General features: G+C 71.7%; 22 protein-coding genes. 4 read left to right on the top strand and 18 right to left on the bottom strand.

Annotated elements, in window-relative coordinates; all coding sequences use genetic code 11:
- Positions 1-28: 28 nt before the first annotated feature.
- Together LHA35_RS21455 and LHA35_RS21450 are read left to right on the top strand one after the other, a co-directional pair.
- Positions 29-1615 carry a fatty acyl-CoA synthetase gene (locus LHA35_RS21455; protein ID WP_226611848.1) on the top strand — a complete coding sequence of 529 codons (1587 nt, stop codon included), beginning with the start codon at positions 29-31 and terminating at the stop codon, positions 1613-1615.
- Positions 1616-1678: 63 nt separating this feature from the next.
- Positions 1679-3364, top strand: a complete 1686-nt coding sequence (locus tag LHA35_RS21450; protein WP_226611846.1) for a thiamine pyrophosphate-dependent enzyme — start codon at positions 1679-1681, stop codon at positions 3362-3364.
- 205 nt (positions 3365-3569) lie between these two features.
- On the opposite strand, the gene LHA35_RS21445 is transcribed toward LHA35_RS21450, so the two are convergent.
- From LHA35_RS21445 to phnG, 10 genes are all read right to left on the bottom strand, one after another.
- Positions 3570-3986, bottom strand: coding sequence for a hypothetical protein (locus tag LHA35_RS21445; protein ID WP_226611844.1), 417 nt, complete (start codon positions 3984-3986; stop codon positions 3570-3572).
- The gene (locus LHA35_RS21440; protein ID WP_226611842.1) at positions 3983-5767 is read right to left on the bottom strand and encodes a gamma-glutamyltransferase family protein; all 1785 of its coding nucleotides are present in this window, start codon (positions 5765-5767) and stop codon (positions 3983-3985) included. Before LHA35_RS21440 ends, LHA35_RS21445 begins: the two co-directional genes overlap by 4 nt.
- Positions 5768-5824: 57 nt before the next feature.
- A complete protein-coding gene (locus LHA35_RS21435; RefSeq protein ID WP_226611840.1) occupies positions 5825-6520 on the bottom strand; it encodes a DUF1045 domain-containing protein in 696 nt (231 codons plus the stop codon).
- A gap of 72 nt (positions 6521-6592) precedes the next feature.
- Positions 6593-7732, bottom strand: coding sequence for an alpha-D-ribose 1-methylphosphonate 5-triphosphate diphosphatase (locus LHA35_RS21430; protein ID WP_226611838.1), 1140 nt, complete (start codon positions 7730-7732; stop codon positions 6593-6595).
- Positions 7729-8427, bottom strand: coding sequence for a phosphonate C-P lyase system protein PhnL (phnL, locus tag LHA35_RS21425; protein ID WP_226611837.1), 699 nt, complete (start codon positions 8425-8427; stop codon positions 7729-7731). The genes LHA35_RS21430 and phnL overlap by 4 nt, the downstream gene beginning before the upstream one ends.
- Positions 8424-9197, bottom strand: coding sequence for a phosphonate C-P lyase system protein PhnK (phnK, locus tag LHA35_RS21420; RefSeq protein WP_226611836.1), 774 nt, complete (start codon positions 9195-9197; stop codon positions 8424-8426). Before phnK ends, phnL begins: the two co-directional genes overlap by 4 nt.
- The gene (locus LHA35_RS21415; protein WP_226611921.1) at positions 9194-10042 is read right to left on the bottom strand and encodes an alpha-D-ribose 1-methylphosphonate 5-phosphate C-P-lyase PhnJ; all 849 of its coding nucleotides are present in this window, start codon (positions 10040-10042) and stop codon (positions 9194-9196) included. Before LHA35_RS21415 ends, phnK begins: the two co-directional genes overlap by 4 nt.
- A gap of 80 nt (positions 10043-10122) precedes the next feature.
- Positions 10123-11259: a carbon-phosphorus lyase complex subunit PhnI gene (locus tag LHA35_RS21410; protein WP_226611835.1), complete on the bottom strand. Its 1137-nt coding sequence runs from the start codon at positions 11257-11259 to the stop codon at positions 10123-10125.
- Complete coding sequence (gene phnH, locus LHA35_RS21405) at positions 11259-11837, bottom strand: phosphonate C-P lyase system protein PhnH (RefSeq protein WP_226611834.1); 579 nt, start codon at positions 11835-11837, stop codon at positions 11259-11261. The genes LHA35_RS21410 and phnH overlap by 1 nt, the downstream gene beginning before the upstream one ends.
- The gene (gene phnG, locus LHA35_RS21400; protein WP_226611833.1) at positions 11834-12310 is read right to left on the bottom strand and encodes a phosphonate C-P lyase system protein PhnG; all 477 of its coding nucleotides are present in this window, start codon (positions 12308-12310) and stop codon (positions 11834-11836) included. Before phnG ends, phnH begins: the two co-directional genes overlap by 4 nt.
- A gap of 79 nt (positions 12311-12389) precedes the next feature.
- Between phnG and phnF the strand changes: the two genes are divergently transcribed.
- A complete protein-coding gene (phnF, locus tag LHA35_RS21395; RefSeq protein ID WP_226611832.1) occupies positions 12390-13157 on the top strand; it encodes a phosphonate metabolism transcriptional regulator PhnF in 768 nt (255 codons plus the stop codon).
- Positions 13158-13159: 2 nt separating this feature from the next.
- Positions 13160-14305, top strand: coding sequence for an alpha-D-ribose 1-methylphosphonate 5-triphosphate diphosphatase (locus tag LHA35_RS21390; protein ID WP_226611831.1), 1146 nt, complete (start codon positions 13160-13162; stop codon positions 14303-14305).
- 175 nt (positions 14306-14480) lie between these two features.
- On the opposite strand, the gene LHA35_RS21385 is transcribed toward LHA35_RS21390, so the two are convergent.
- The 8 genes from LHA35_RS21385 to LHA35_RS21350 form a co-directional block, all read right to left on the bottom strand.
- Positions 14481-16616, bottom strand: coding sequence for a molybdopterin-containing oxidoreductase family protein (locus LHA35_RS21385; RefSeq protein WP_226611830.1), 2136 nt, complete (start codon positions 16614-16616; stop codon positions 14481-14483).
- A gap of 58 nt (positions 16617-16674) precedes the next feature.
- Positions 16675-18321: a hypothetical protein gene (locus tag LHA35_RS21380; protein WP_226611829.1), complete on the bottom strand. Its 1647-nt coding sequence runs from the start codon at positions 18319-18321 to the stop codon at positions 16675-16677.
- 422 nt (positions 18322-18743) lie between these two features.
- Positions 18744-19070 carry a MarR family transcriptional regulator gene (locus LHA35_RS21375; protein ID WP_226611919.1) on the bottom strand — a complete coding sequence of 109 codons (327 nt, stop codon included), beginning with the start codon at positions 19068-19070 and terminating at the stop codon, positions 18744-18746.
- A 121-nt stretch (positions 19071-19191) separates the two neighbouring features.
- Complete coding sequence (locus LHA35_RS21370) at positions 19192-19440, bottom strand: hypothetical protein (protein ID WP_226611828.1); 249 nt, start codon at positions 19438-19440, stop codon at positions 19192-19194.
- Between the two features lie 348 nt (positions 19441-19788).
- The gene (locus LHA35_RS21365) at positions 19789-19956 is read right to left on the bottom strand and encodes a hypothetical protein (protein ID WP_226611827.1); all 168 of its coding nucleotides are present in this window, start codon (positions 19954-19956) and stop codon (positions 19789-19791) included.
- A gap of 89 nt (positions 19957-20045) precedes the next feature.
- The gene (locus LHA35_RS21360; RefSeq protein ID WP_226611826.1) at positions 20046-20771 is read right to left on the bottom strand and encodes a recombinase family protein; all 726 of its coding nucleotides are present in this window, start codon (positions 20769-20771) and stop codon (positions 20046-20048) included.
- Between the two features lie 741 nt (positions 20772-21512).
- The gene (locus LHA35_RS21355; protein ID WP_226611825.1) at positions 21513-22331 is read right to left on the bottom strand and encodes a virion core protein, T7 gp14 family; all 819 of its coding nucleotides are present in this window, start codon (positions 22329-22331) and stop codon (positions 21513-21515) included.
- Between the two features lie 2 nt (positions 22332-22333).
- Positions 22334-22908 (bottom strand): hypothetical protein (locus tag LHA35_RS21350; RefSeq protein ID WP_226611824.1); only part of this gene is annotated, 575 nt, incomplete at its 5' end.

Here is a 22908-nt window from a genome sequence, read left to right as displayed (position 1 = left end):
TAGAATGGCGGCCAAAGGGGAGGCGTTCATGGCGGAGATCGGTGCGCGGGCACGGCGCAATACCATCGGCGATGCGGTGCGGCGGGCCGGGGCCCGCTTCCGGGACCGGCCGGCGCTCCGCTTCGGGGAACGGCTCTGGCGCTTCGCCGATCTGGACCTGGCCGCCGACCGGGTCGCCCGGATGCTGCTCGACAGCGGTCTCAGGCCGGGCGAGCGGGTGGTCGCCTTCGGCAGGAACTCGGACGCCTACCTGCTGCTCTGGCTGGGCTGCGCGCGGGCCGGCCTGGTGCATGTGCCGGCCAATTTCGCCCTGACCGCGGCCGAGCTCGACTACATCCTGCGGCAATGCGGCGCCTCGGCGCTCTTCGTCCAGCCGGCCCTGCGCCCGGTGGCGGAAGCCGCCGGGACCGGGCTCACCGGCCTGCTGCGCGGCACCATCGATGCGGGCGAGGGGCAGCATGACATCCTCGCCGCGGCGGGCGAGGCACGCTGGGGCCGGCCCGGCAACCCGGAGGTGGGGGAGGGCGTGCGGGACGAGGACCTGGTTCAGCTCCAGTACACCTCGGGCACCACCGGCCAGCCCAAGGGCGCGATGATGACCCACCGCGCCATCCTGGCCGAATATGCCAGCGTGACCATCGAACTGGAGATGCGGCGGGACGACCGGGCGCTGGCCGCCCTGCCGCTCTATCACACCGCGCAGATGCACTGCTTCACCATGCCGCAGATGCTCAACGGCGCCTTCACCCTGCTGATCGAGGCGCCGAACCCCGCCCTGGTGCTGGAGCTGATCGAGCGGGAGCGGATCACCTCCTTCTTCGCCCCGCCGACCGTCTGGATCACGCTGCTGCAGCACCCGGATTTCGGCCGGCGCGACCTCTCCAGCCTGCGCAACATCTACTACGGCGCCAGCATCATGCCGGTGCCCATCCTGCAGGAACTGCGGCAGCGCCTGCCGGGCGCGCGGCCCTTCAACTGCTATGGCCAGAGCGAGATCGCGCCGCTGGCGACCGTCCTGCGGCCGGAGGAGCACGATGCCCGCCCCGGCTCGGTCGGCCGGCCCGTCCTGAACGTGGAGACGCGCGTCGTCGATCCGGAGATGCGGGACGTCGCGCCCGGCGAGCGCGGCGAGGTCATCCACCGCTCGCCGCAGCTCTGCCTCGGTTACTGGAACATGCCGGAGGAGACGGCGCGGGCCTTCGAGGGCGGCTGGTTCCACAGCGGCGATGTGGCGACCATCGACGCGGAGGGGTATCTCGCGATCGTCGACCGCACCAAGGATCTGATCAATACCGGCGGGGTGCTGGTGGCGAGCCGGGAAGTGGAGGAGGCGCTCTTCACCCACCCCGCCGTCGCCGAGGTGGCGGTGATCGCGGTGCCCGACCCGAAATGGATCGAGGCGGTGGCGGCCGTCGTCGTCCTCCGCCCCGAGGCGCCGGCGGATATCGAGGAGGCGCTGCTCGCGCATGCCCGCGCCAGCCTCGCCCCCTACAAGGTCCCGAAGCGCATCATGCTGGCCGAGAGCCTGCCCAAGAACACCGCCGGGAAGCTGCTGAAGCGGGAGTTGCGGCAGATCCATGCCGGGACCGCGAGCGGCGCGCTCGGGGCGGGGTGACGGCCTTCGCACCCAGGGCTATGGTCCGCCACCTTTTCGAATGACGGGACGGGAGCGGACCAGATGACGCAGTCGGCGGGGCGCGAGGCGCGGCTCGGTGGGCATATCCTCGCGGATGCGCTGGTGGCGCAGGGCGTGACCCACGCCTTCTGCGTGCCGGGCGAGAGCTATCTCGACCTGCTCGACGGCCTCTATGCCCAGCGCAACCGCATCCAGCTCGTCACCTGCCGCTTCGAGGCGGGCGCGGTCCATATGGCGGAGGCCTATGGCAAGCTGACCGGCAAGCCCGGCGTCGCCCTCGTCACCCGCGGCCCCGGCGCCTGCCATGCCGCGATCGGCGTGCATGTGGCCTTTCAGGATTCGACGCCCCTGGTGCTGCTGGTCGGCCAAATCCCCTTCGAGGAGACGGACCGCGAGTCCTTCCAGGAGGTGGACTACCGCAAGATGTTCGCGCCGCTCGCCAAGTGGGTCACGCAGATCGACGATGCGAAGCGCATCCCGGAACTGATGGCGCATGCCTTCGACGTCGCCACCTCCGGCCGGCCCGGCCCGGTGGTGGTCGCGATCTCCGAGGAGATGCAGAAGGAGATGGCGGCGGTGGCGGACCTGGCGCCCGCGCCCGTCTTCCCGCCGCATCCCGCGCCGGACGCGCTGCCGCGCATGATGGAGATGCTGCGGAAGGCCGAGCGGCCGCTGGTGGTGCTCGGCGGCGGCGCCGGCTGGTCCGCGCAGGGTCGGGCGGATATCAGGGAATTCCTCCTCGCGAACGACCTGCCCGTGGCGGTTGCCTTCCGCCGGCAGGGGCTCTTCGACGGCACGCATGCCAACTTCGTCGGCGATCTCGGCGTCGGCGCCGATGCGGCGCTGGTGAAGGCGGCGAAGGAGAGCGACCTCTTCCTCGCCATCGGTACCCGCATCGGGGAGACGGTGTCGCAGGGCTACACGCTGATGGACATGGCCGGAGCCAAGCCGGTCATCCATGTCTATCCCGAGCAGTCCGAGATCGGCCGCGTCTATCGCCCGGCGCTCGGCATCACCTCCGACCTCAATGCCTTCGCGGCGGCGGCGAAGGCGACGAAGCCGGTGGAGAAGCCCGTCTGGTCCGGCTGGCGCGCGGAGCTCCGCGCGGCGCGCGAGGCCCAGGCCAAGCCGCAGGCCTATGAGGGGCCGCTGAATCTCGCGGTCGCGCTGCAGGAGCTGGAGAAGGTCCTGCCGCCCGACACCATCTTCACCACCGATGCCGGCAATTTCGCGACCTGGCCGACGCGCTTCATGCATGTGCGCGAGGGCCAGGACTTCCTCGGCCCGACGAATGGCGCCATGGGCTATTCGGTGCCGGCGGCGATCGGCGCGAAGATCGTCCATCCGGAGCGCACCGTCATCTCCTTCGTCGGCGATGGCGGCTTCCTGATGACGGGGCAGGAGATCGCCACCGCCTTCCACCACAACGTCAACCCGATCATCCTGGTCTTCAACAACGGCATGTACGGCACCATCCGCATGCACCAGGAGAAGACCTACCCCGGCCGCGTCTCCGCCACGCAGCTCACCAACCCCGACTTCTCCCGTTTCATCGAGAGCTTCGGCGGCCATGGCGAGATCGTCGAGGCGACCGACCAGCTGGTGCCGGCCTTCCAGCGCGCGGTCGCCAGCGGCAAGCCCGCGGTGATCGAGGTGCGGACGAATCCGGAGCAGGTGACGAACCGGGCGACGATCGCGCAGCTTCGGGCGCAGGCCGCGAAGGGCTGACCGCGCGCGGCGCGGGCGTGCCACGCAGGCATGCCCGCGCCGCGTCCGATCATGCTCTGCAAGGCCGCTGCCGGGTCGGTCCTGCAGTTTGGCGCGCCGCTGCCATTCCGGATTGTCCACGGCGTGCTGCGATGCGGTCCGCCGCGCAGCCGCGCGAGACCGGGATCGCTTGCGCCGGCGAGCCTTCCCCGCAGGCGTCAGGCGCTCATTGCGTCATGTGCGGGGGGACCGCTTCCGCCTCCGCGCGCCGGCCCGGCGGCGCTTCCGCCGCACCGGTGGCCGCGGTTGATGCCGGACGCCCGGCAATCAGCGCCTCCCGCTCCGCCAGGCCCATGACATCCCAGGCCGCCTGCGTCTCCCCCGGGCTGGCGGTGCGCGGCAGGGAGCCACGGCGCAGCCTGGCCGCGACCAGGCGCCGCTGGGCGGGCGTCAACTCCTCCCAGAAGCGCGTGACCCAGCGGCCGCGCTGCGCGCCTTCCGGGGCGGCGGAGCGCGCCGGGGTGGCGGGCGGGTTCGGCCTGGGCGCCATGGCGCGCACCGGCCCCGGCCGGGGATCCTGCCAGGCGGTGCAGGATGGGGCCAGCAACGCGGCCAGCAGGGCAGGAAGGGTCCGCCGCCTCACCGCCCGACCGCGTAGCCCTGCATGCCGCGCGGATTGGCGCCGGCGAAGATCTGCCCGTCCGGCTCCAGCCGCGCGCCGGTCAGGCGGCCTTCGGACCACTCGCCGCCCATCTCCGCCGCATGGCCGCGGGCCTGGAGGTCGGCCAGCACCTCGGGGGCGAAGCGGCCCTCGATCACCACCTTCCCGGGGCGGGCGCCACGCGGCCAGAAGCTGCTGATCCAGTGCTCGGAATGGAAGCTCGGCAGGTCGATCGCCTGCTGGATGGTGAAGCGGTGATCCAGCATGCGCATCAGCATAATGGGCTGCCACTGATCCTGCTGCTCGCCGCCCGGCGTGCCGAAGCTCATCCAGGGCTTGCCGTCCCGCAGCACCATGGAAGGCGAAAGGGTGGTGCGTGGCCGCTTGCCGGGCTTGAGGCCGTTCGGCAGCGACTCGTCCAGCCAGAACATCTGGCAGCGGCTGCCGAGGCAGAAGCCGAGGCCGGGGATGGCCGGCGAGGACTGCAGCCACCCCGCCGAGGGCGTTGCCGAGACCATGTTGCCCCAGCGATCGATGACGTCGATATGGCAGGTATCGCCGCCCGAGGCACCGAGCCGCGCGACGGTCGGCTCCCCGGTGCCGGCGGCCGCTGCCATCTCCCGCGCCCGGCGCAGCGCACCCTCATAGTCGGTGCGCGGCGTCCGGCCCTCCGGCGAGCCCGGGCGCCAGTCATTGTTCGCCTTGGGCCCGATCAGCCTGCGGCGCTCGGCGGTGTAGTCGGCCGAGAGCAGCGTTGCCATCGGCACATCCACGAAATCCGGGTCGCCGTAATAGGCCTCGCGGTCGGCATAGGCGAGCTTCATCGCCTCCACCACCGTGTGCACGAACTCCGCGCCCACCGGGTCCATGGCCGCGATGTCGAAGCCCTCGAGCAGCGCCAGGGTCTGCAGCATGGCCGGGCCCTGGCTCCAGGGGCCGCATTTCAGCACCGTGTGCCCGCGGTAGTCGCGCGTCACCGGCTGCTCCACGCCGGCGCGCCAGCCGGCCATGTCGTCCGCTGTCAGCAACGCGCTGTGGCGGCGGCCCGAGGTGTCCAGCGCCTCGAAGCTGCGGCCGAAGCGGTCAATCGCCTCGGCGACGAAGCCCGCATACCAAGCCTTGCGCGCCGCCTCGATCTGCGCCTCGCGGTCGGGGCCAGCGGCCTCGGCTTCCCGCACCACGCGGCTGTAGGTCTCGGCTAATTCGGGGTTGGTGTAGAGCTGCCCGGGCTTCGGCCCGCCATCGCGCAGCCAGAGCGCGGCGCTGGTCGGCCAGGCGGTCTCGAAGAGCGGCCGTACCGTCTCCAGCGTCGCGCAGATCCGCGGCACCACATGCGCGCCGCGGGCGGCGTAGCCGATCGCGTATTCGAGCACGTCCCGGAGCTTCCAACTGCCGTGGTCGCGCAGCATCAGCGCCCAGGCATCGAAGGCGCCGGGGACGGGCGCGCAGAGGAAGCCCGTGCCGGGCACGATATCGAGCCCGAGTTCCTGCATCTTCGCGACCGTCATAGCCCTGGGCGCCGGCCCCTGGCCGCAGATCACCTGCTGCGTGCCGAGCTTCGCGCTGTGCAGGATGATCGGGCAGTCGCCGCCCGGGCCGTTCAGGTGCGGCTCGACGATCTGCAGGGTGAAGCCGGCGGCGGCGGCGGCGTCGAAGGCATTGCCGCCGCGTTCCAGCACCGCCATGCCGACCTGGGAGGCGATCCAGTGGGTGGAGGCGACGGCACCGAAGGTGCCGGCGATCTCGGGGCGGGTGGTGAACATCGGGTCTGGCTCCGCGGGCGCTTCCGGGCCGGATAGGGACAGGCTCCGGGCCCGTGGTCAACCGCGCAGCGGCAAACGCTCCGCGATCAGGAAGGGCGCACCCGGCGCGGCCTGGGTGAAGAGGCTGATCGCCGTGACCCGTCGCGGCCGCGCCGGCGCCTCGCCGAGGAACTCGGTGACGGCCGGCAGCACCACGGCCTTCTCCGCGGGCGTGAGGCGCCGCGTGAGCGTGACGTGGAAGCGCCATTCCCCGAAGACGTAAGGATAGCCCCAGCGCGCCAGCAGCGATTCCTGGCGCGGGCTCAGCCCGGCCCGGCGGCGGCGCGCCAGTTCCGACTCGCCAGGTGGGGCGCGGCAGGGATCGAGCGCCTCGACACAGGCATCGGCCAGCACCTGCAGCGCCGGGCAAGGCGCGGTCTCGCGCAGCGCGAGGAAGCCATGCAGGTCCCGCACCGCCAGCGGCGGCAGGGCGAAGGGCGAGAGCCGTGCCGCGAGCGCCTCCGCCGCCGCCATCGCCTCGGCCCAGGACACCGCCAGGCGGAAGGGGGGCTTCAGCGTAGCGTGCAGCCCGTAGAGCAGCGGATCGGCGGTGATCTCCGCTATGTCGAGCCCCGGCAGCGCCGGCTGCAGCAGCGCGGCCCCTGTCTCCGCATCCCGCCCGAGCCAGGCGGAACCCAGCGCATGCAGCGGGTCATCCAGATCCGGCGCCCAGTAGAGGGCGAGCCGTGCCCCCGGCTGCGGCGCCCCGGTCACGGATACCCTTCCCGCGAGTCGTTCACGAGTGTCTCTCCCGCGCGTTGTTCACATGTTTCTCCCGCGCGTTGTTCACGCGACCCGCTCCCCCGCCCGCCAGACCTGCCGGACGAAGGGCAGGTCGGCATGGACCGCGACGCGGGCGAGGTCGGCGCGCAGCCCCGCCGCGATCCGTCCCCGATCTTCCAGCCGCACCATGCGGGCCGGCGCCTCGGTGATCATGGCGATGGCGGCCGGCAGGGTGATGCCGGTCTCCGCCACGGCGCGCCAGGCCGCCTCCACCAGCGCCGCCGGGACATAATCGCTCGCCAGCGCATCCACCGCGCGGGCGCGGATCATGTCGGCGGCGGCGACATTGCCGGAATGGCTGCCGCCGCGGACGATATTGGGGGCGCCGGCGATGACCGCCACGCCGAGGCGGCGCGCCGCCTCGGCCGCCTCCATCACCACCGGGAATTCGCTGATACGGATGCCGTCCTCCGCGTTCTGCGCCACCATCCCGGCACTGTCGTCGTCATGCGAGGCAAGCGGCAGGTCGCGATGGGCGAGGCGCCGCAGCAGCCAGCGCCGCTGCGGCTCCCGCAGCCGCGCGCGCTGCTCCAGCAGTTCCTCGATCCGCTTCGTCACCTCGGCATCCGAAAGTTGCATCTGCCGCTGCCGCATGGCGCGGTAGCGGGCGATGTCGCGGTACTGGCCGACGCCGGGCGAGTGGTCCATCAGGCTCGCCATCAGCACGCGCGGATGCTCGGCGACGCTCTCCAGCGCCTCCGGCATGTCGCGCGCCGGCAGTTCGCAGCGGAGATGCAGGAAATGCTGGCTCTTGAGCAGGCCGGTCCCGGCCAGCGCATCCAGGTCCCGCACGCCGTCCCGGAAGGTCTGGCCGCGGCCGGCATCGAAGCCGAGATCGCCCAGGCAGAGCGCATCCAGCACCGTGGTGACGCCGGCTGCGGCGCATTGCGCGTCATGCGCCAGCATGGCGGACCGGCTGGGCCAGCGGGCATTGGCGCGCGGCAGCACCTGGCGTTCCAGGTTGTCGGTATGGACATCGACGACGCCCGGGATCAGGTGGTCGCCCTCCAGGTCCTCGGCGGCGCTCAGATGGCTGCGCCCCGGCTGGATGTCGGCGATCGCCTCGCCCTGGATCAGCACCGTGCCGGATACCACCTCCTGCGGCAGCACCAGCCGGGCATTCGTCAGAATGGTCTCCTTCATGCGGCGGCCTGCATGGGGGTTACCTCGAAAAGCCGGTCGGCGACGCAGTCGCGGACCTCCGCATCGTGGAAGATGCCGATGATGGCAGTCCCGGCGCGCTTCGCCTCCTCGATCAGCCCGATGACCACCGCGCGGTTGCCGGCATCCAGGCTGGCGGTCGGCTCGTCGAGCAGCAGGATCGGATAGTGCGGGGCGAAGCCGCGCGCCAGGTTCACCCGCTGCTGCTCGCCGCCCGAGAAGGTGGCGGGCGGCAGCCCGTGCAGCCTGGCCGGCAGGTTGAGCCGCGCGAGCAGCGCCGCGGCACGGGCGCGCGCCTCCCCGCGGGGCATCCCGCGCTCCATCAGCGGCTCCGCCACGATATCGATGGTCGGGACGCGCGGGATCACCCGCAGGAACTGGCTGACATAGCCGAGCGTGTCCCGCCGCACCTCCCGCACCAGCCGCGGATCGGCGGTGGCGAGGTCGGTCTCCGCGCCGTGGTGGCGGAGCAGGATGCGGCCCTCGCCGGCCCCGTAATTGCCGTAGAGGCAGCGCATCAGGGTGGACTTGCCGGCGCCCGAGGGACCCGCGAGGGCCACGCATTCGCCGGGCGCGACCGCCAGTTCCACCCCGTGCAGCACGGGTATGCGGGTGCCGCCCTGGAGATGCAGGGTGAATGCCTTGCCGAGGCCCTCGGTCCGCAGCGCCCAGCTCATGCCGCGAGCACCGAGGCGACGAGAAGCTGCGTGTATTCGTGTTGCGGATCGTCCAGCACGCGGTCGGTCAGCCCTTCCTCCACCACGCGGCCCTGGCGCATCACCAGCATGCGGTGCGCCAGCAGCCGCGCCGCGGCGATATCATGCGTCACCAGCAGGACCGAGAGGCCCAGATCCGCGACCAGCGCCCGGATCAGGTCCAGCAGCCGGGCCTGGACCGAGACGTCGAGGCCGCCGGTCGGCTCGTCCATGAAGACGAGGCGCGGATGCGTCACCAGGGTGCGGGCGATCTGCAGCCGCTGCTGCATGCCGCCGGAGAAGGTGCGCGGCAGCCCGTCGATGCGCGCCGGGTCGATCTCGACGCGCTTCAGCCATTCGGTCGCGGCACCCCGGATCGTGCCGTAATGGCGCGCGCCGGTCGCCATCAGCCGCTCGCCGATATTGCCGCCGGCGGAGATGCCGAGGCGCAGCCCGTCGCGCGGGTTCTGGTGGACGAAGCCCCAATCGGTCCGCTGCAGCCGGCGCAACGCGGCCTCGCCCATGTCATGGACCGCATGCGTGGCGCCCGCCGGGGCGCGGTAGAGCACCGTGCCGGCCTCCGGCCGCAGCAGGCCGGAGAGGACGCGCAGCAGGGTGGTCTTGCCGGAGCCGGATTCGCCGACGATGGCGACAACCTCACCCGGCCAGATGGAAAGCGCGACGTCATCGAGCGCCGGCACCGCGCCATAGCGCAGGGACAGTCCGCGCGCCTCCAGCAGGGGCGGGCTCATTCCGCCGCCTCCCGGGGCTGCGCCGCCTGGCGGGTGTGGCAGTAATCCGTATCGGAGCAGACGAAGATCCGCCCGCCGCGGTCGTCCGTCACCACCTCGTCCAGGTAGCTCTCCTGGCTGCCGCAGAGCGCGCAGGCCGCCGGGGCGCGGACCGGCTGGAAGGGGTGGTCCTCGAAGTCGAGGCTCTTCACCGCGGTGTAGGGCGGCACGGCGTAGATCCGCTTCTCCCGCCCGGCGCCGAAAAGCTGCAGCGCCGGCATCCGGTCCATCTTCGGATTGTCGAAGGACGGAATGGGGGAGGGCGCCATGAGGTAGCGGCCATTCACCATGACCGGGTAGTTGTAGCTGATCGCGACCTGGCCGTGGCGGGCAATGTCCTCATAGAGCTTCACATGCATGAGGCCGTAATCGGCCAGCGCATGCATGCGCCGCGTCTCCGCCACGCGCGGCTCCAGGCGGAAGAGCGGCTCCGGCATCGGGACCTGGTAGACGATGATCTGGCCCTCGCGCAGCGGTGTTTCGGGAATGCGGTGGCGGGTCTGGATGATGCTGGCCTCCCGCGTCCGCTCGGTGGTGGCGACGCCGGCGACACGGGCGAAGAAGCGACGGATGGAGACGGCGTTGGTGGTGTCGTCCGCCCCCTGATCGATGACCTTCAGCCGGTCCTCCGGCCCGATGACCGCCGCCGTCACCTGGATGCCGCCCGTGCCCCAGCCATAGGGCAGCGGCATCTCCCGGCTGCCGAAGGGAACCTGGTGGCCGGGGATCGCCACCGCCTTCAGCAGGGTCCGGCGGATCATCCGCTTGGTGTTCTCGTCGAGATAGCCGAGATTGTAGCCCGCCAGCCGGCCGGCCGATCCATCGCTCCGGTCCTCACCACCCTCGGCGGCCGCGTCCTCCGCCGGTCGGGCGGCCGGCACGGCGCTCATTCCGCGGCCTCCCGCAGCGCCGTTGCCCGCATCTGCCGGATCTTCTCCAGCTCGCTCTGGAAATCGACGTAATGCGGCAGCTTCAGGTGCTCGACGAAGCCGGTCGCCTCCACATTGTCGCAGTGGTACAGCACGAATTCCTCGCTCTGGGCCGGCGCCGTCGCCTCCTCGCCCAGCTCCGCCGCGCGCAGGCTGCGGTCCACCAGCGCCATGGCCATGGCCTTGCGCTCGCCATGCCCGAAGGTGAGGCCGTAGCCGCGGGTGAATTGCGCCGGCTCGGTCTTCGAGCCGGCGAACTGGTTCACCATCTGGCATTCGGTCACGGTGATCTCGCCGATCTCGATGGGGAAGCCGAGCTCGGGCGGCTCGATCTCCACCGCCACCTCGCCCATGCGGATCTCCCCGACGAAGGGGTGGGCGTTGCCGTAGCCGCGCTGGGTCGAATAGCCGAGGCCGAGCAGGAAGCCCTCGTCGCCGCGCGCCAGCGCCTGCAGGCGCACTGGCCGGTCGGCGGGAAAGGACAGGGGCTCGCGCGTCAGGTCGGGCGGCTCCGCCTCGCCGGGCGTCTCCGGCTGCATCAGCCCTTCCTGCGCCAGAATGCTGGTGACGCGCGGCATGGCCGCGGCCTTCGCCGGTGCCTCGGGGGCGGAGGGCGGCGCATTGCCCTCGGCGGCGGTCAAACCTGGGGCCTGCGATTCACGCCCCGGGTCTGGCGACCCGGGACGATCGCAGGCCAGGGCGAAGTCCAGAAGCCGGTGGGTGTAGTCGAAGGTCGGGCCCAGCACCTGGCCGCCCGGCAGGTCCTTGTAGGTGGCGCTGACGCGCCGGCGGATGCGCATGGCGCCGGTATCCAGCGGCAGGCTGGCGCCGAAGCGGGGCAGGGTGGTGCGATAGGCCCGCAGCAGGAAGGCCGCCTCGATCAGGTCGCCGCGCGCCTGCTTGATGGCGAGCGCGGCGAGGCCGCGGTCGAAGCAGGCGCCCTCCGCCATCACCCGGTCCACGGCGAGGCCGAGCTGCTGCCCGATCTGCTCGACCGAGAGTTCCGGCAGCGCCGGATCGCCGCGCCGTTCCTCCGCCAGCCAGGCATGCGCCGCCTCGATCGCGCGCTCGCCGCCCTTTACCGCGACATACATCAGCCGGCCTCCAGCCTGGTGGTGCGGGGCAGGGCGGCCAGCCGGTCGCCGGCGCAGAGGATGACATCCACCCCCCGCGGGAAGCGGGCGTGGTTGGCCGCCCACTCCGCCTCGAAACCTGCCGGCAGCCCCGCGGCCAGCAGCCGGTGCTCGCGCTCGATGCCCGGGCCGGTCAGCCGCCAGCCGCCGCCCTCCGCCAGCGCCGCCACCTGGACAAGCAGGGTGGCGGAGCGATGCGGCTCCTCCTCCGTGCCCTGGCTGAGGTCGCGCAGGGCGGGCGGCACGCCGCCGGCCAGCGCGAAGGTCGCCTCGGCGGCGCTGGCGGCGATCGGGCAGCCGGCATGGAAGCGCAGCCAGGCCGCGGCCGCCTCGCCGGCATCCAGCCAGACCGGCGTGTCGGCATCGGCCAGGGTCAGCAGCACCGCCGCCGCGGCCGGGGCGAGCGGCGCCGGGGCCTCCGGCAGTGCCGGGAGGGCCTGCACGCGGCCGGGCCGCGCCATCGCCTCCAGCACCGCGCGGAAGCAGCGCTGCGCATCGAGGACGGGCTCGGCGAAGCCCGGCGTCAGGGGGGCGTTCATCGCATCGTCGCCATGGTGAAGAATTGCACGCGCGTCGCGGCCGCCCTGGCGGCGTCCTTCGCCGCCCGGGCTGCCTGGAACGTGGCCAGCGGCTCTACCACCGCGGCCAGCAGGGCCGGCTGCCGGGCGGGGTCCTGCAGCGCCGCATCCAGCACCGCGGCCAGTTCCGCCTGGCGGGCATCCCGGCCGGCGACATAGGCGTGGCCAATCCGGCCATCCTCCAGGCACACGCTGCAGCGCGTGACGGTGACCTCGCCCAGATTGAACGGCGCGCCGTCGCCGCCCTGCCGGCCGCGCGCCATCACCAGCCCGGTCTCCGGGCCCCGCAGGCGGCGATGCGCCGGCAGGGCAGGGGCGGCGGCGAGGCGCCCGGCGATCTCCGCGCCGCTTGCCCTGGCGAGGATGCCCATCCAGCGGCGCCGGGCCGCGTTCCGTTCTGTCTCGGGATCCTGCATCTCTGCGGCCTGGGTCATGCGGCTTTCTTAAAGGTCTAGACAACCAGATGTCTAGCCGGATATTCAGGCCCCAACATTGCCACGGCAGGATGCGCGCATGGTTGAAACTTCCATGACGGCGGCCGCAGGCCCGGTGATCGCGTCACCCCTGGCCCGCGGCCAGGGGGTGGCGCTGTGGCGGCAGATCGTCGGGAGCCTGGAGAAGGAGATCGGCTCCGGCCAGTTGCCGCCCGGTGCCCGGCTGCCGACGGAAGCCGAGCTCTCGGCGCGCTTCGCCGTCAACCGCCACACCGTCCGCCGCGCCATGGAGGAGCTGCAGTCGCGCGGCCTGGTGCGGATCGAGCAGGGGCGCGGCAGCTTCGTGGCGGAGGATCTGCTCGACTACCCCCTCGGGCCGCGCACCCGCTTCTCCGAGACCATCCGCCGCCAGAACCGGGAGCCGCAGGGCCGCATCCTCCGGCTGGAGGAGATCAATGCCGATGCCATAGTGGCGGAGGCGCTGAAGCTGCGCCGCGGCCGTCCGGTGGTGGCGGCGGAGCGGCTGGGCCTGGCGGATGGCCGGCCGGTGGTGATCGGCACGCATTACTTCTCCGCCGCGCGCTTCCCCGGCATTGCCCGGCTGCTGGCCGAGGATTCCTCCATCACCAGGGCGCTCGCGGCGCTCGGCCTCGGCGACTACCGCCGGCAGGTGACGCGCATCACCGCCCGGATGCCGACGGCGGAGGAGGCGGCGCTGCTGGAGCAGGCCCGCACCCGCCCGGTGCTGGTGACCGAGGCGGTCAATGTCGACCCGGCGGGCGAGCCGGTGGAACTGAGCCTGGCCTGCTATGCCGCGGGCCGCATGCAGATCCTGGTGGAAAGCTGAGCATGGAACAGCCCTCCTGGCGGATCACCGGCGGCACCGCGCTGCTGGACGGCGCGCTGCGCCCCGCCGACATCGCCCTGGCGGATGGACGCCTTGCCGAACCGGCATCCGGCGGGCGGGTGCTGGATGCGCGCGGCCTGCTGGTGCTGCCGGGCCTGGTGGACCTGCATGGCGACGCGCATGAGCGCTGCCTGCAGCCGCGGCCGGGCATCGGTTTTCCCGCTGCGCTGGCAGTGCGGGACATGGCGGCGCAACTGCTCGCCTCGGGCATCACCACCGCCTATCTCGGCGTGACCCTGTCCTGGGAGCCGGGGCTGCGCTCGCTCGCGACCTGGCGGCTGCTGATGGCGGCGCTGGAGGAGGCGAGACCGCGCCTCGCGCTCGACCTGCGGGTGCATCTGCGCTTCGAGGCGGACAACCTCGATGCGCTGGACGACGCGCTGTCGGGCATCGCCACCGGCCAGGTGCATCTGCTCGGCTTCAACGACCACACGCCGCCGATCCTCTCGCGCCTCGATGATCCGAAGCAACTGGCCAAGTATGCCGGCCGGGCCGGCCTGTCCCCGGAAGCGTTCAGGGCGCTGATCGGGCGGGTCGCGGCGCGGCGGGATGCGGTGCCGGAGGCCCGCGCGCGGCTGGCCGCCGCAGCGGCGAAGGCCGGCCTGCCGATGCTGAGCCATGACGATGCGACGCTCGCGGATCGCGCGCTCTATCGCGGCCTCGGCGCCCGCATCTGCGAATTCCCGATGGCCGAGGCAGTGGCGGAGGATGCCCGCGCCGCCGGCGAGGCGGTGGTGATGGGCGCGCCCAATGTGGTGCGCGGCGGCAGCCATCTCGGCTGGGCCAGCGCGGCGCCGCTGGCGGAACGCGGCGTCGTGACGGTGCTGGCCAGCGATTACCACTGGCCGGCGCTGCTCGACGCGCCCTTCGCCCTGGTCAGGCGCGGCCGCATGGCGCTGCCGGAGGCCTGGGCGCTGGTCTCCGGCAACCCGGCGGCGGCGGCCGGGCTGCATGACCGCGGCGCCTTGCAGCCCGGCCTGCGGGGCGATGTGGTGGTGGTGGATCCGGCGGGGCCGGAGGCCCTCGCGGTGTTCTGCGGCGGGCGCCTGTCCCATCTCACCGCGGCGGGCGCCGCGCGATTGGTGTAGGTCGGGGCGTCGGCCCGCGCCTTCGGCCGCATCGAAGGCGACCCCGTGCCGCGGCCCTGCCCGAGCGGCGGCAAGGCCGTAGCCGCGTCCCGCAGGCTGCGGCGAAGCGGCTTCGGTCTCGCAGTGCCGGTGCGTGCCGCGCTCGGCAATGTCGAGCGCGGGATGGGCGCGTCCGCTACTCCGCCGCCAGCCGCTCCAGCCCTTCGGTCTCCGCGACTGCCGGCCGCACCCAGACCGCCGTGTCGTGGAACACCGCGCCGCCCTTGGGCGGGCCCGGATCATCGCTGACCAGCAGGTTGATGCCGATGCCGCCCTCGAAATCGGCATTCGGCCAGATGCTCTCGACGATCACGACGCCTTCCTGCTGGCCCTCCGCCAGCTTCGCCGTCACCACCACCTCGCCCTGCGCATTGCCGAGCCGCACGCGGCCGCCCTCCGTCACGCCCAGCCGCTCCGCGTCGCGCGGATGCAGCAGGGCGGTCGGCCGGACCTCGCGCTTGCGGGCCCCCGGCGTCTCGGTGAAGGTGGTGTTGAGGAACTGCCGCGCCGGCGCCGTCACCATGCGGAAGGGGTGCTCGCCATCCGCCGCGTCGATCGACGCCATGTGGTCCGGCAGGCGCGGCATGCGGGCATGGTCGGCGCCAATTGCCGCCCAGTCCGGCGCGAAGCGGAACCTGCCGTCCTGGTGGCCGAAGCCCGTCTCGAAATGCGCCGAGGCGAAGTCGGGCTGCGCGTCCAGCCAGCGCCCGGCCGCGATCTCCTCCCAGCCCGGCCAGCCGGAGGCGCGCAGGGTGGCATCGGCGATCTCGCGCGCCGTCATGCGGAAGCCGCGGTGTTCGGCCCCCAGCCGCCGCGCCAGGCCCTGCAGCACCTCGTGGTTCGAGCGGCACTCGCCCGGCGGCTCCACGATCCTGGGGCCGAGCTGGATATGGCTGTGCCCGCCGGACTGGTAGAGGTCGTCATGCTCGACGAACATGGTCGCGGGCAGCACCACATCGGCATATTTCGCGGTGTCGGTCAGGAACTGCTCGTGCACGCAGGTGAAGAGGTCCTCGCGCGCGAAGCCGCGGCGGACCGTGCCGCTGGCCGGCGCCACCACCACCGGGTTGGTGTTCTGGATCAGCAGGCCGGTGACCGGCGGGCCGTCGCCCAGGTCGCGGCGGTCGCCGGTGAGGACGGCGCCGATCCGGCTCTGGTCCAGCACGCGGATGGCGGGGTCGCGCGCGTCCAGCCCTTCGATCAGCGTCTTGTCCCAGTGATAGATCGCACGGTTGGACCAGAAGGCGCCGCCGCCCTTGTGGCGCCACTTGCCCGTCACGGTCGGCAGGCAGGTGACCGCATGCAGGGAGGCGGCGCCGTTGCGGCTGCGGGAGAAGCCGTAGCCGCAGCGGATATAGGCCCGCTCCGTCTCGCAGTAGAGCCTGGCGAATGCCTCGATCTCCGCGACGGGGAGGCCGGTGATGGCGCTGGCCCAGTCCGGCCCGCGCGCCGCCAGATGCGCCTCGAGATCGGCCGGCGCGTCCGACATGCGGGCGATGTAGTCCCGATCGGCGAAGCCGTCCCGGAAGGCGATGTGCATGACGGCGCAGGCGAGCGCGCCGTCCGTCCCCGGCCGCACCGCCAGGTGCAGGTCGGCCGCCGCGGCGGTGCCGGTGCGGTAGGGGTCGACGACCACGAATTTCGCCCCGCGCCGCTTCCGGGCGCGGCTGACATGGGTCATGACATTGACCTGCGTCGCCACCGGGTTGCCGCCCCACATGACGATCAGGTCGGCCTCCGCCATCTCCCGCGGGTCGGGGCCGCCATAGCGCCCGACGCCGGCCATCCAGCCGCTCTCGCACAGCGCGGTGCAGATGGTGTTGAGCTGGCCGGAATAGCGCATGACATGGCGCAGCCGGTGGATGCCGTCGCGCTGCACCAGGCCCATGGTCCCGGCATAGTAGTAGGGCCAGACCGTCTCGCTGCCATGTCGCGCGGTCCGCTCGATGAAGGCCTCGGCGACGCGGTCCAGCGCCTCCTCCCAGCCGATCTCCCGGAACTGGCCGGAACCCTTGGGCCCGGTGCGCAGCAAGGGGCGCAGCAGGCGGTCCGGGTGGTGGACGCGCTCGGCATAGCGGGCGACCTTCGCGCAGATCACCCCGGCGGTGTAGCTGTTCGCCTCCGCCCCGCGGACCGTGCCGATCCCCCGCCCGACGCCCTGCGCGTCCCGCAGCACCTCCACCTCCAGCGCGCAGGTCGAGGGACAGTCATGCGGGCAGGTGCTGCCCTGGAACTCCCCACGCGGCGCGCTGGCCACGAGCCCATCCGTCATTCCTGGTTATCCCGTCCCGGCCGAGAACCCTGAAGATAGGGCAGGGGGGCGGGGGCGGCTACCGGTCCTCCGGCCCGCTCCACTGCATCCGCCGCAGGTCCAGGGCGCACAGGCCCGTGACGCCCCATGCCTTCGCATAGGCCTCGATCGAGGGGAGGTAGCCCGGGTCCTCCGGAATCCCCGCAGGCCAGTGCGGCGGGTTGAAGGTGGAGATGCCGTTGATCGTCGGGATGTGGCGGACCGCCGCCACGATCATCGCTTCGGTATTGTGGTTGTAGGGGTCGGCCACCGCCTCGTCGAACCGGCTCTCGGCCCGGGCGGCCGAGACATAGAAGGCGCGGCAGCCGGCGGGGGCGGGCGGCACCGCCTCCAGCCTGCCATTCTCCAGCGGTCGGTCGAGGAAGAGCGGGGCATAGCCATTGGCCTGCTCAAGCAGCAGCAGGCCGGCCAGGGCCGCGACCACCGGCCGCGGCCAGCGGCGGGCCGAGAGGAAGGCCAGCGCCAGCACGATGACCGCGAGCGTGAGGAAGATCTGGTACCGCGCCACGGCCCGCGGCGCCCTGGCCCCGGGGACATAGGCATAGACCAGCGACCAGGCGGTGACGCCGCCGACCTGGATGGTGAGCAGCCAGGTGACCAGGCTGGCCAGGCCGAGGGCCCGCAGAAGGGCCAGGCGCCGCGGCGGCAGCCCCTCTCCGCCGCGCAGCAGCCAGAGCAGGGCGGCCGCATAGCAGGCCAGCAGCAGCGGCGGCAGGCCGGTCATCCGCTCGCTCCAGGCCGGGAAGCCGGGGCGGAAGGCATCGTTCAGCGCCCGGACCAGCCAGCCCCAGAGTAGGTTGTCCTGCCCGACATTGAGCATGTCGATCGGCTCCGGCGTGCTGCGGATGACATCGGACCAGGGATGCATGCCGGTCTCGGCCGCCTTGGGCAGGTAGAGCCAGAGGAAGGGCAGGTTGAGCAGCACGGCGAAGCCCAGCAGCCCGGCGACCGGCAGGGCCTGCGCCCGGAGCGCCGCCAGCAGGTGCCGCCGCGCCGCGCCGCCCGCGACGGCCAGCCAGGCGAGCAGCAGCGCGCCGCCCAGGAAGGCGCTGTACCAGGCCATGTAGAAGCCGGTCAGGAGCATGGCGGCGAAGAGCAGGCAGAAGCCGGCGCCCCAGGCCATCAGCGCCGCGCGCCGGCCCTCCCACAGCGCCGCCAGCGCGCCATGCGCCAGCAGCGCCAGCAACGGCACGAAGGAGACGCTGAAGAGCTGCACATGGCTGCCGCGGATGAAGAGGTTGTTGCTGATGGTGAAGAGCGCGGCGCCGAGCAGCGCCCAGCCGAAGGGAAGGCCGAGCATCCGCCGGCCGAGGGCCAGGGTCGCCGCGAAGCCGATGGCGCGGGTGGCGACATTCACCAGCTCGCCCGAGAGGAAGGGATCGGCGCCCAGCGCCCGGAATCCGGCATGGATCAGGCCGAAGAGCAGGTAGCCGTCATTGTAGCCGAGGGTCGCCGGCACCGGGTGGAAATAGGCCGTCCGGTGCCAGGGCTCGATCCCCCGCAGCACGTTGTACCAGTGCTCCAGGATCGAGAGGGCGATGACGCCGTCATGCCGGTCCCCGAGCAGCAGCGTGAAGCCATTGCCGAGCTGGCCGCGGAAGAAGAAGGCGAGGCAGAGCGACGCGCAGGCGGTCGCCACCAGGACCCGCGTGGCGGGTCTCGTCATGCTGTCGGCGCTGGTCATGCTGTTCCCGGACCTCACCCTCTGGGACGCGCAGGAAAGCTGCCTGGGGCAGCGGCGCGAAGGCGGAAATGAGGAGGGAAGATGGCTCCGGCGGTTGGAGCCGCAGTCCCGCAGCCGTAAGGCACTGAAATCAAACCACGTTCTCGACCGGCGGGTTCGCGATGTGGGGCCATTGTGGGACCCTCCGGGCCGGGGGTCAACGGCGCCGGAACGTGAGCGGGATCACTACCGGGGGTGGGCGACAAGCCTCGGGTGTTCCTCTGGTGATCTCCTGCGCATATGCCCTTTCCCGGCGTTCCCGCTGCCGCTGGCGGGGTCAACATCACAGGGGTAGTGCGACCAGGGGGCGAACCCTTGGCGGCCTCCAGGACGATCCTGGGGCCGTCCCGGAGTTGCCCGGACGATCAGGCCGAGGGCGGCGCACCCGCCATGCTCCCTGCCATCGTCGCCTCTACCCGGCGCAGCATCGCTACTCCCTTGGGCGTCCGCTGCACCATCACCACGCGCCGGTCCCGAGGCCACAGCTTGCGCCGCGCGAGGTCCAGCTCCTCAAGCTTGTCCAGCGCCCGAGTGATGGATGACTTCGTGATGCCGACCTCCGCCGCCAGCCCTGCAACGGTATGCGGGCCGGCAGTGAGGTACAGGGTCAGGAACAAGCCGAGGTGGCGGGCCGACAGATCGGGACCGTCCCGCCGCACGACCGCCAGGATGGTATTCCGCAGGGCACCCATAAGCGGGTTCCCCAGGGTTTCCGGCGGCACTTCCGCCTCATGCGCCAGCGGGCGCTTCCTCCGGGCGGCGCTCACCGGATGGGGTCCTGCGGGCAGCTCACCGCCTCCACAGCGGGGCGTCTCATGCCCCACCACGCACCGAGGGGACGCGGGCGATAGTGACGCGGTACCGCCCCGTCGCCACCTCCACCGATCCCGGCTCCCGGAGGACGAACCAAGCGCCAGGGCACTCGGGACGGGCATAGACCTCCAGGCGGCCGAAGCGGGCGAACAAGGCACCGCCGCCCCACTCAAGGAACGGCATGGGAAAGCGGCGGCTGGCAGTAGGGCGCGGGGTGGGGTTGAAGGCGTTGGGTGCGGTGGTGCTCATGGCGGCCTCATGACGCGCGGGGTTGCGCGGCAGGGCTGATTATCTCCCATTTAGTTTATTTCGGACACAGAAATAAACTCTCAGTTGTGGGATTGTGGCTGTGGTCGGGAAGGCATCTCGCATCAGCATCTTGCGGCCTGCCAGCCCCTCGCCCCTCCCGTGAGTGGGAGCGGAAGGCGACAAAAAGAACATGCCCTCCCGCCCATGCGGCTCACAGTTCAGATCGGGAGAGCGCAGGGCTGGACGCCGGGGAGGACGCAACCGATTGCCGCTCGGCTGCATCTGCTGGACTGGCGCCGGGCACCCCCGGTCATCGGTGCAGCCGACTGCACCTGTGGGGCCGTCGCGTCAGGCGATCCCGAGGTAGGCCAGCACCAACCATCCGAAGGCGCCCCATCCGGTCAGCCCGAAGGCGAACGTGACGAGGACTTCGGCAGCCTGTGGGACAGGGCGGCCGGCGATGGAGTGGGGCAGGAGACGCGGGTTGATGTAGTCCTCAAACTCCTCTGGCGTCATCGGCTTCCGGCCGCGCACTCCGACGGGGCGAGATGCCTGCGGGTTGAGGCGCTCGGGCCGGCGCTGAGGGCGGGAGCGAGGAACGGGCATCAGGCAGCCTCCTTCCCGGCCCGCAGGAGCACCCTGCGAACGGCCGTGGCGGTCCAGCTCCCGTCGCCTCGGGGCGTCGGGATGCCCCGCGCGTTGAGGCCGGCGGCGAGTTGATGGAGCGAGCTGGCCCCCTCCGCCCGCAGCTCCTCCACGATGGGAAGGACTGCATGGGCGCGGTGGTCAGCGGTCATGCTGCGGGCCTCGGCCGATGCCTTCGCCCCGCTGCGAACGCTCTCCTGCGTCGCGGCCGGACGTGTCCCCTTCGGCGCCCCGAGCTTCACGCCTCGCGCCTTCGCGGCGGCGAGGGCGGCCTTGGTGCGGGCGGAGATGGCGCGGGCCTCCTCCTCCGCTACCAGCGCCATGATGCCGACAGTCAGCCGGTTTGCGTGGGGCATGTCGGCCGCGACGAACTCCACTCCTGCCTTCGACAGCCCGAGGAGGAAATGCGCGTCACGAGAAAGGCGGTCGAGCTTGGCGATCAACAGAACGGCGCCAGTGGCGCGGCATCGGGCAATCGCCTTGGCCAGCTCGGGGCGATCCGTGCGCCTGCCACTCTCCACCTCCACGAAGATCGGAGCCAACAGTCGATCCTCGGGGCGGAGGAAGGCGCGAATGGCTGCCTCCTGGGCCTCCAGGCCGAGGCCGCTGCGTCCCTGCTGCTGCGTGGAAACTCGGGCATAGGCGACGAAGGTGCGGCCGGGGAGCGGTGAGGTAGCGGAGGACATGGCAGGTAGGTCCAGGAGCCAGTGGTTCCGGCAGCGTGCCGTCCTGACCGCACCGTGTCAATAACTCATAACGTCCGACACGGGCATCCGACACAGAACACTCCAGTGGGGGATAGCAATGAAAATCGCCTTATGGGATCATTTCGCGCCCTCATGGAGGCCCGAAGGTTGTGAGCAAGGCAATGGTTCGGAACGGCGCTGTCTCGGTAGCAGCCTTGTTGATCCTGGGCGGATGCAGCCTGACGCTACCCATCCGAGGACACGTCGGGGACGCAGGCGAGACGTTCAGCGGCAGCGCGACAGGCTACATGGACGGAGCGGGCGGCTTGGCTTTGGTGTCCAGTAGCGGCACCCGCTGCACCGGGGCCTTCGTCTATGTCAGCAGCCGACAGGGCGAAGGCACCTTCAACTGCGATGACGGCCGGACGGGGCCGTTCACCTTCGTGTCTACAGGGCAGCGCGGAACCGGGACGGGCAGGCTCGGCGGTCAGCCTGTCACGTTCACCTTCGGGCATATCTAACCGCAGCCCCAGAGGTGGGACCGGCGGGCGAGGTCGACACCCCCACCGGGGGGTAAAGCCGCCGCCCGTACCGGGGGTAGCCGCTCAGATTTTTGCAACGAAATCCTCGGGACCGCCCAAGGGTCAACCCCGGGCGGCCCGCAGGCGCATCGCCCACCCTCCCACGGTGCAGCCGACTGCACTTTTGCAGCCGGCCGCAAGGACAACGGATGGGGAGCCGTCAGCCTGCCGGGGCGGGCGTGATGCTGAACTGACGCCCCATCCATTTGCCGAGGTCATTCACAGTGTCGGGCACCTTCTGCCCGGAGTAGGTGCTGTAGTTGGTGATGCCCTGGATGCCCGCGCCGGCAAGGCCGGTCACGAGGGTGCCGACGTTGGGCGACGCCACGGGTGCAGCCGGGTTGACCGGAGACACGGGCGAGGGCTGCCTGATCTGCGCCTGCGGGGCATAGGTCTTGAGCTGGATGTTGGCGAGCTGCTGATCGCCTTGGGCGTCCAGGGCCACGGCCTCGCGGTTGAGCTGGCGGATCGTGCCGGCGCGGTTCATCGCCATCACGTTCAGCACCTCGCCCTCCTGCCGCGACACGTCCTGGAGGATCGCATCCACGGAGTTACCCTCGACGCCCCGGTCGCGGGCGCTGGCGGAGGCACGGGCCTGCTGACCCTGCCGGCCGACCTCCATGCCCTGCGCCACGACGCTCATGTCCTCCTCGACTTGGCGGAGGAGAACCTGACCGATACCGGCGAGGGTGTTCTTCTCGATGGCCTGCCGGGCGCGGACATCGTACCGCTCTTGGCGGTTCCACTCGCCCTGCGCCCAGGAGAGCAAGTCCTCGGAGTAGGCCAAGTCCTGCTCCCACACCTGGTTCTGGTACTCCATCACCTCCTGTCGGTACTGGAGCTGCTGCTTCTCAGTCTCGGCGTTGTAGCTGTTCTGCGCCTTGGAGGCGGACTTCGCGGCGGAGTAGGACATCGCGGTGCCAGCCGCAGACACCGCCACGCCGGCCAAGGCGATGCCGGCGGCAAGCGGGATGCACATGGTTATGCCTCCCCTGCCTGCGCCGATGCGCCTTGGTCGTCATGGACAGCCCCGAGAACCTTGAGGTTGTCCCGGCGGAGGTTGAGGGGATCGCCGTCCCGGTAATGGACAACGCTGCCGGGCGGGGCCTGCGTGATGAGGCGGGCGACGGTGGCGAGGTTGTTTCGTGTACCGGCGGCGTTCAGCATCCCAACCCGGACATAGGCACGGGACCGCTGCCCATTCTCGTTGAAGGTCCAGTTGAGCGACACCCCTTCGGCCTCCAGCGCGGCGAAGCTCTTCGGGTCGGTCTTGGCGGAGGCGCCGCAGGGCAGCGCCACGCGGACGATGGGTGCGCCGTCGCGGTCCCTCACATGCTCGATCTTGCGCCGGGGCGGTAGCGGCTTGGATCGGGAGGGACGGGTAGAGGTCGGGGAGCGGAAGGCGTCAGCCGACGTGTGCGGCGTGCCGACATTTGCTGCTGCGCGGCGATCAGGGTGAGAACGCGCGGCGATCTGGATGAGAAACGCCTGCATGGCGCCGTCGGGAGGGCGTAGCCCGACCGGCGGGGCCATGCAGGCGAGCGCCCACCCGTTCT

Source organism: Roseicella aerolata (assembly GCF_020523605.1).
GTDB classification, from domain to species: domain Bacteria; phylum Pseudomonadota; class Alphaproteobacteria; order Acetobacterales; family Acetobacteraceae; genus Paracraurococcus; species Paracraurococcus aerolatus.
This window is presented reverse-complemented; position numbering and strand designations above follow the sequence as displayed.

Excerpts from the sequence above, each read along its gene's own strand:
- LHA35_RS21430 (WP_226611838.1), bottom strand. The coding sequence starts at position 7,732 with ATGAAGGAGACCATTCTGACGAATGCCCGGCTGGTGCTGCCGCAGGAG.
- LHA35_RS21360 (WP_226611826.1), bottom strand. The coding sequence starts at position 20,771 with ATGTCCTCCGCTACCTCACCGCTCCCCGGCCGCACCTTCGTCGCCTAT.
- LHA35_RS21380 (WP_226611829.1), bottom strand. The coding sequence starts at position 18,321 with ATGACGAGACCCGCCACGCGGGTCCTGGTGGCGACCGCCTGCGCGTCG.
- LHA35_RS21450 (WP_226611846.1), top strand. The coding sequence starts at position 1,679 with ATGACGCAGTCGGCGGGGCGCGAGGCGCGGCTCGGTGGGCATATCCTC.
- LHA35_RS21455 (WP_226611848.1), top strand. The coding sequence starts at position 29 with ATGGCGGAGATCGGTGCGCGGGCACGGCGCAATACCATCGGCGATGCG.
- LHA35_RS21390 (WP_226611831.1), top strand. The coding sequence starts at position 13,160 with ATGGAACAGCCCTCCTGGCGGATCACCGGCGGCACCGCGCTGCTGGAC.
- LHA35_RS21365 (WP_226611827.1), bottom strand. The coding sequence starts at position 19,956 with ATGACGCCAGAGGAGTTTGAGGACTACATCAACCCGCGTCTCCTGCCC.
- phnL (WP_226611837.1), bottom strand. The coding sequence starts at position 8,427 with ATGAGCTGGGCGCTGCGGACCGAGGGCCTCGGCAAGGCATTCACCCTG.
- LHA35_RS21410 (WP_226611835.1), bottom strand. The coding sequence starts at position 11,259 with ATGTATGTCGCGGTAAAGGGCGGCGAGCGCGCGATCGAGGCGGCGCAT.
- phnH (WP_226611834.1), bottom strand. The coding sequence starts at position 11,837 with ATGAACGCCCCCCTGACGCCGGGCTTCGCCGAGCCCGTCCTCGATGCG.
- LHA35_RS21375 (WP_226611919.1), bottom strand. The coding sequence starts at position 19,070 with ATGGGTGCCCTGCGGAATACCATCCTGGCGGTCGTGCGGCGGGACGGT.
- phnK (WP_226611836.1), bottom strand. The coding sequence starts at position 9,197 with ATGAGCCCGCCCCTGCTGGAGGCGCGCGGACTGTCCCTGCGCTATGGC.
- phnF (WP_226611832.1), top strand. The coding sequence starts at position 12,390 with ATGGTTGAAACTTCCATGACGGCGGCCGCAGGCCCGGTGATCGCGTCA.
- phnG (WP_226611833.1), bottom strand. The coding sequence starts at position 12,310 with ATGACCCAGGCCGCAGAGATGCAGGATCCCGAGACAGAACGGAACGCG.
- LHA35_RS21355 (WP_226611825.1), bottom strand. The coding sequence starts at position 22,331 with ATGTGCATCCCGCTTGCCGCCGGCATCGCCTTGGCCGGCGTGGCGGTG.
- LHA35_RS21440 (WP_226611842.1), bottom strand. The coding sequence starts at position 5,767 with ATGTTCACCACCCGCCCCGAGATCGCCGGCACCTTCGGTGCCGTCGCC.
- LHA35_RS21385 (WP_226611830.1), bottom strand. The coding sequence starts at position 16,616 with ATGACGGATGGGCTCGTGGCCAGCGCGCCGCGTGGGGAGTTCCAGGGC.
- LHA35_RS21370 (WP_226611828.1), bottom strand. The coding sequence starts at position 19,440 with ATGAGCACCACCGCACCCAACGCCTTCAACCCCACCCCGCGCCCTACT.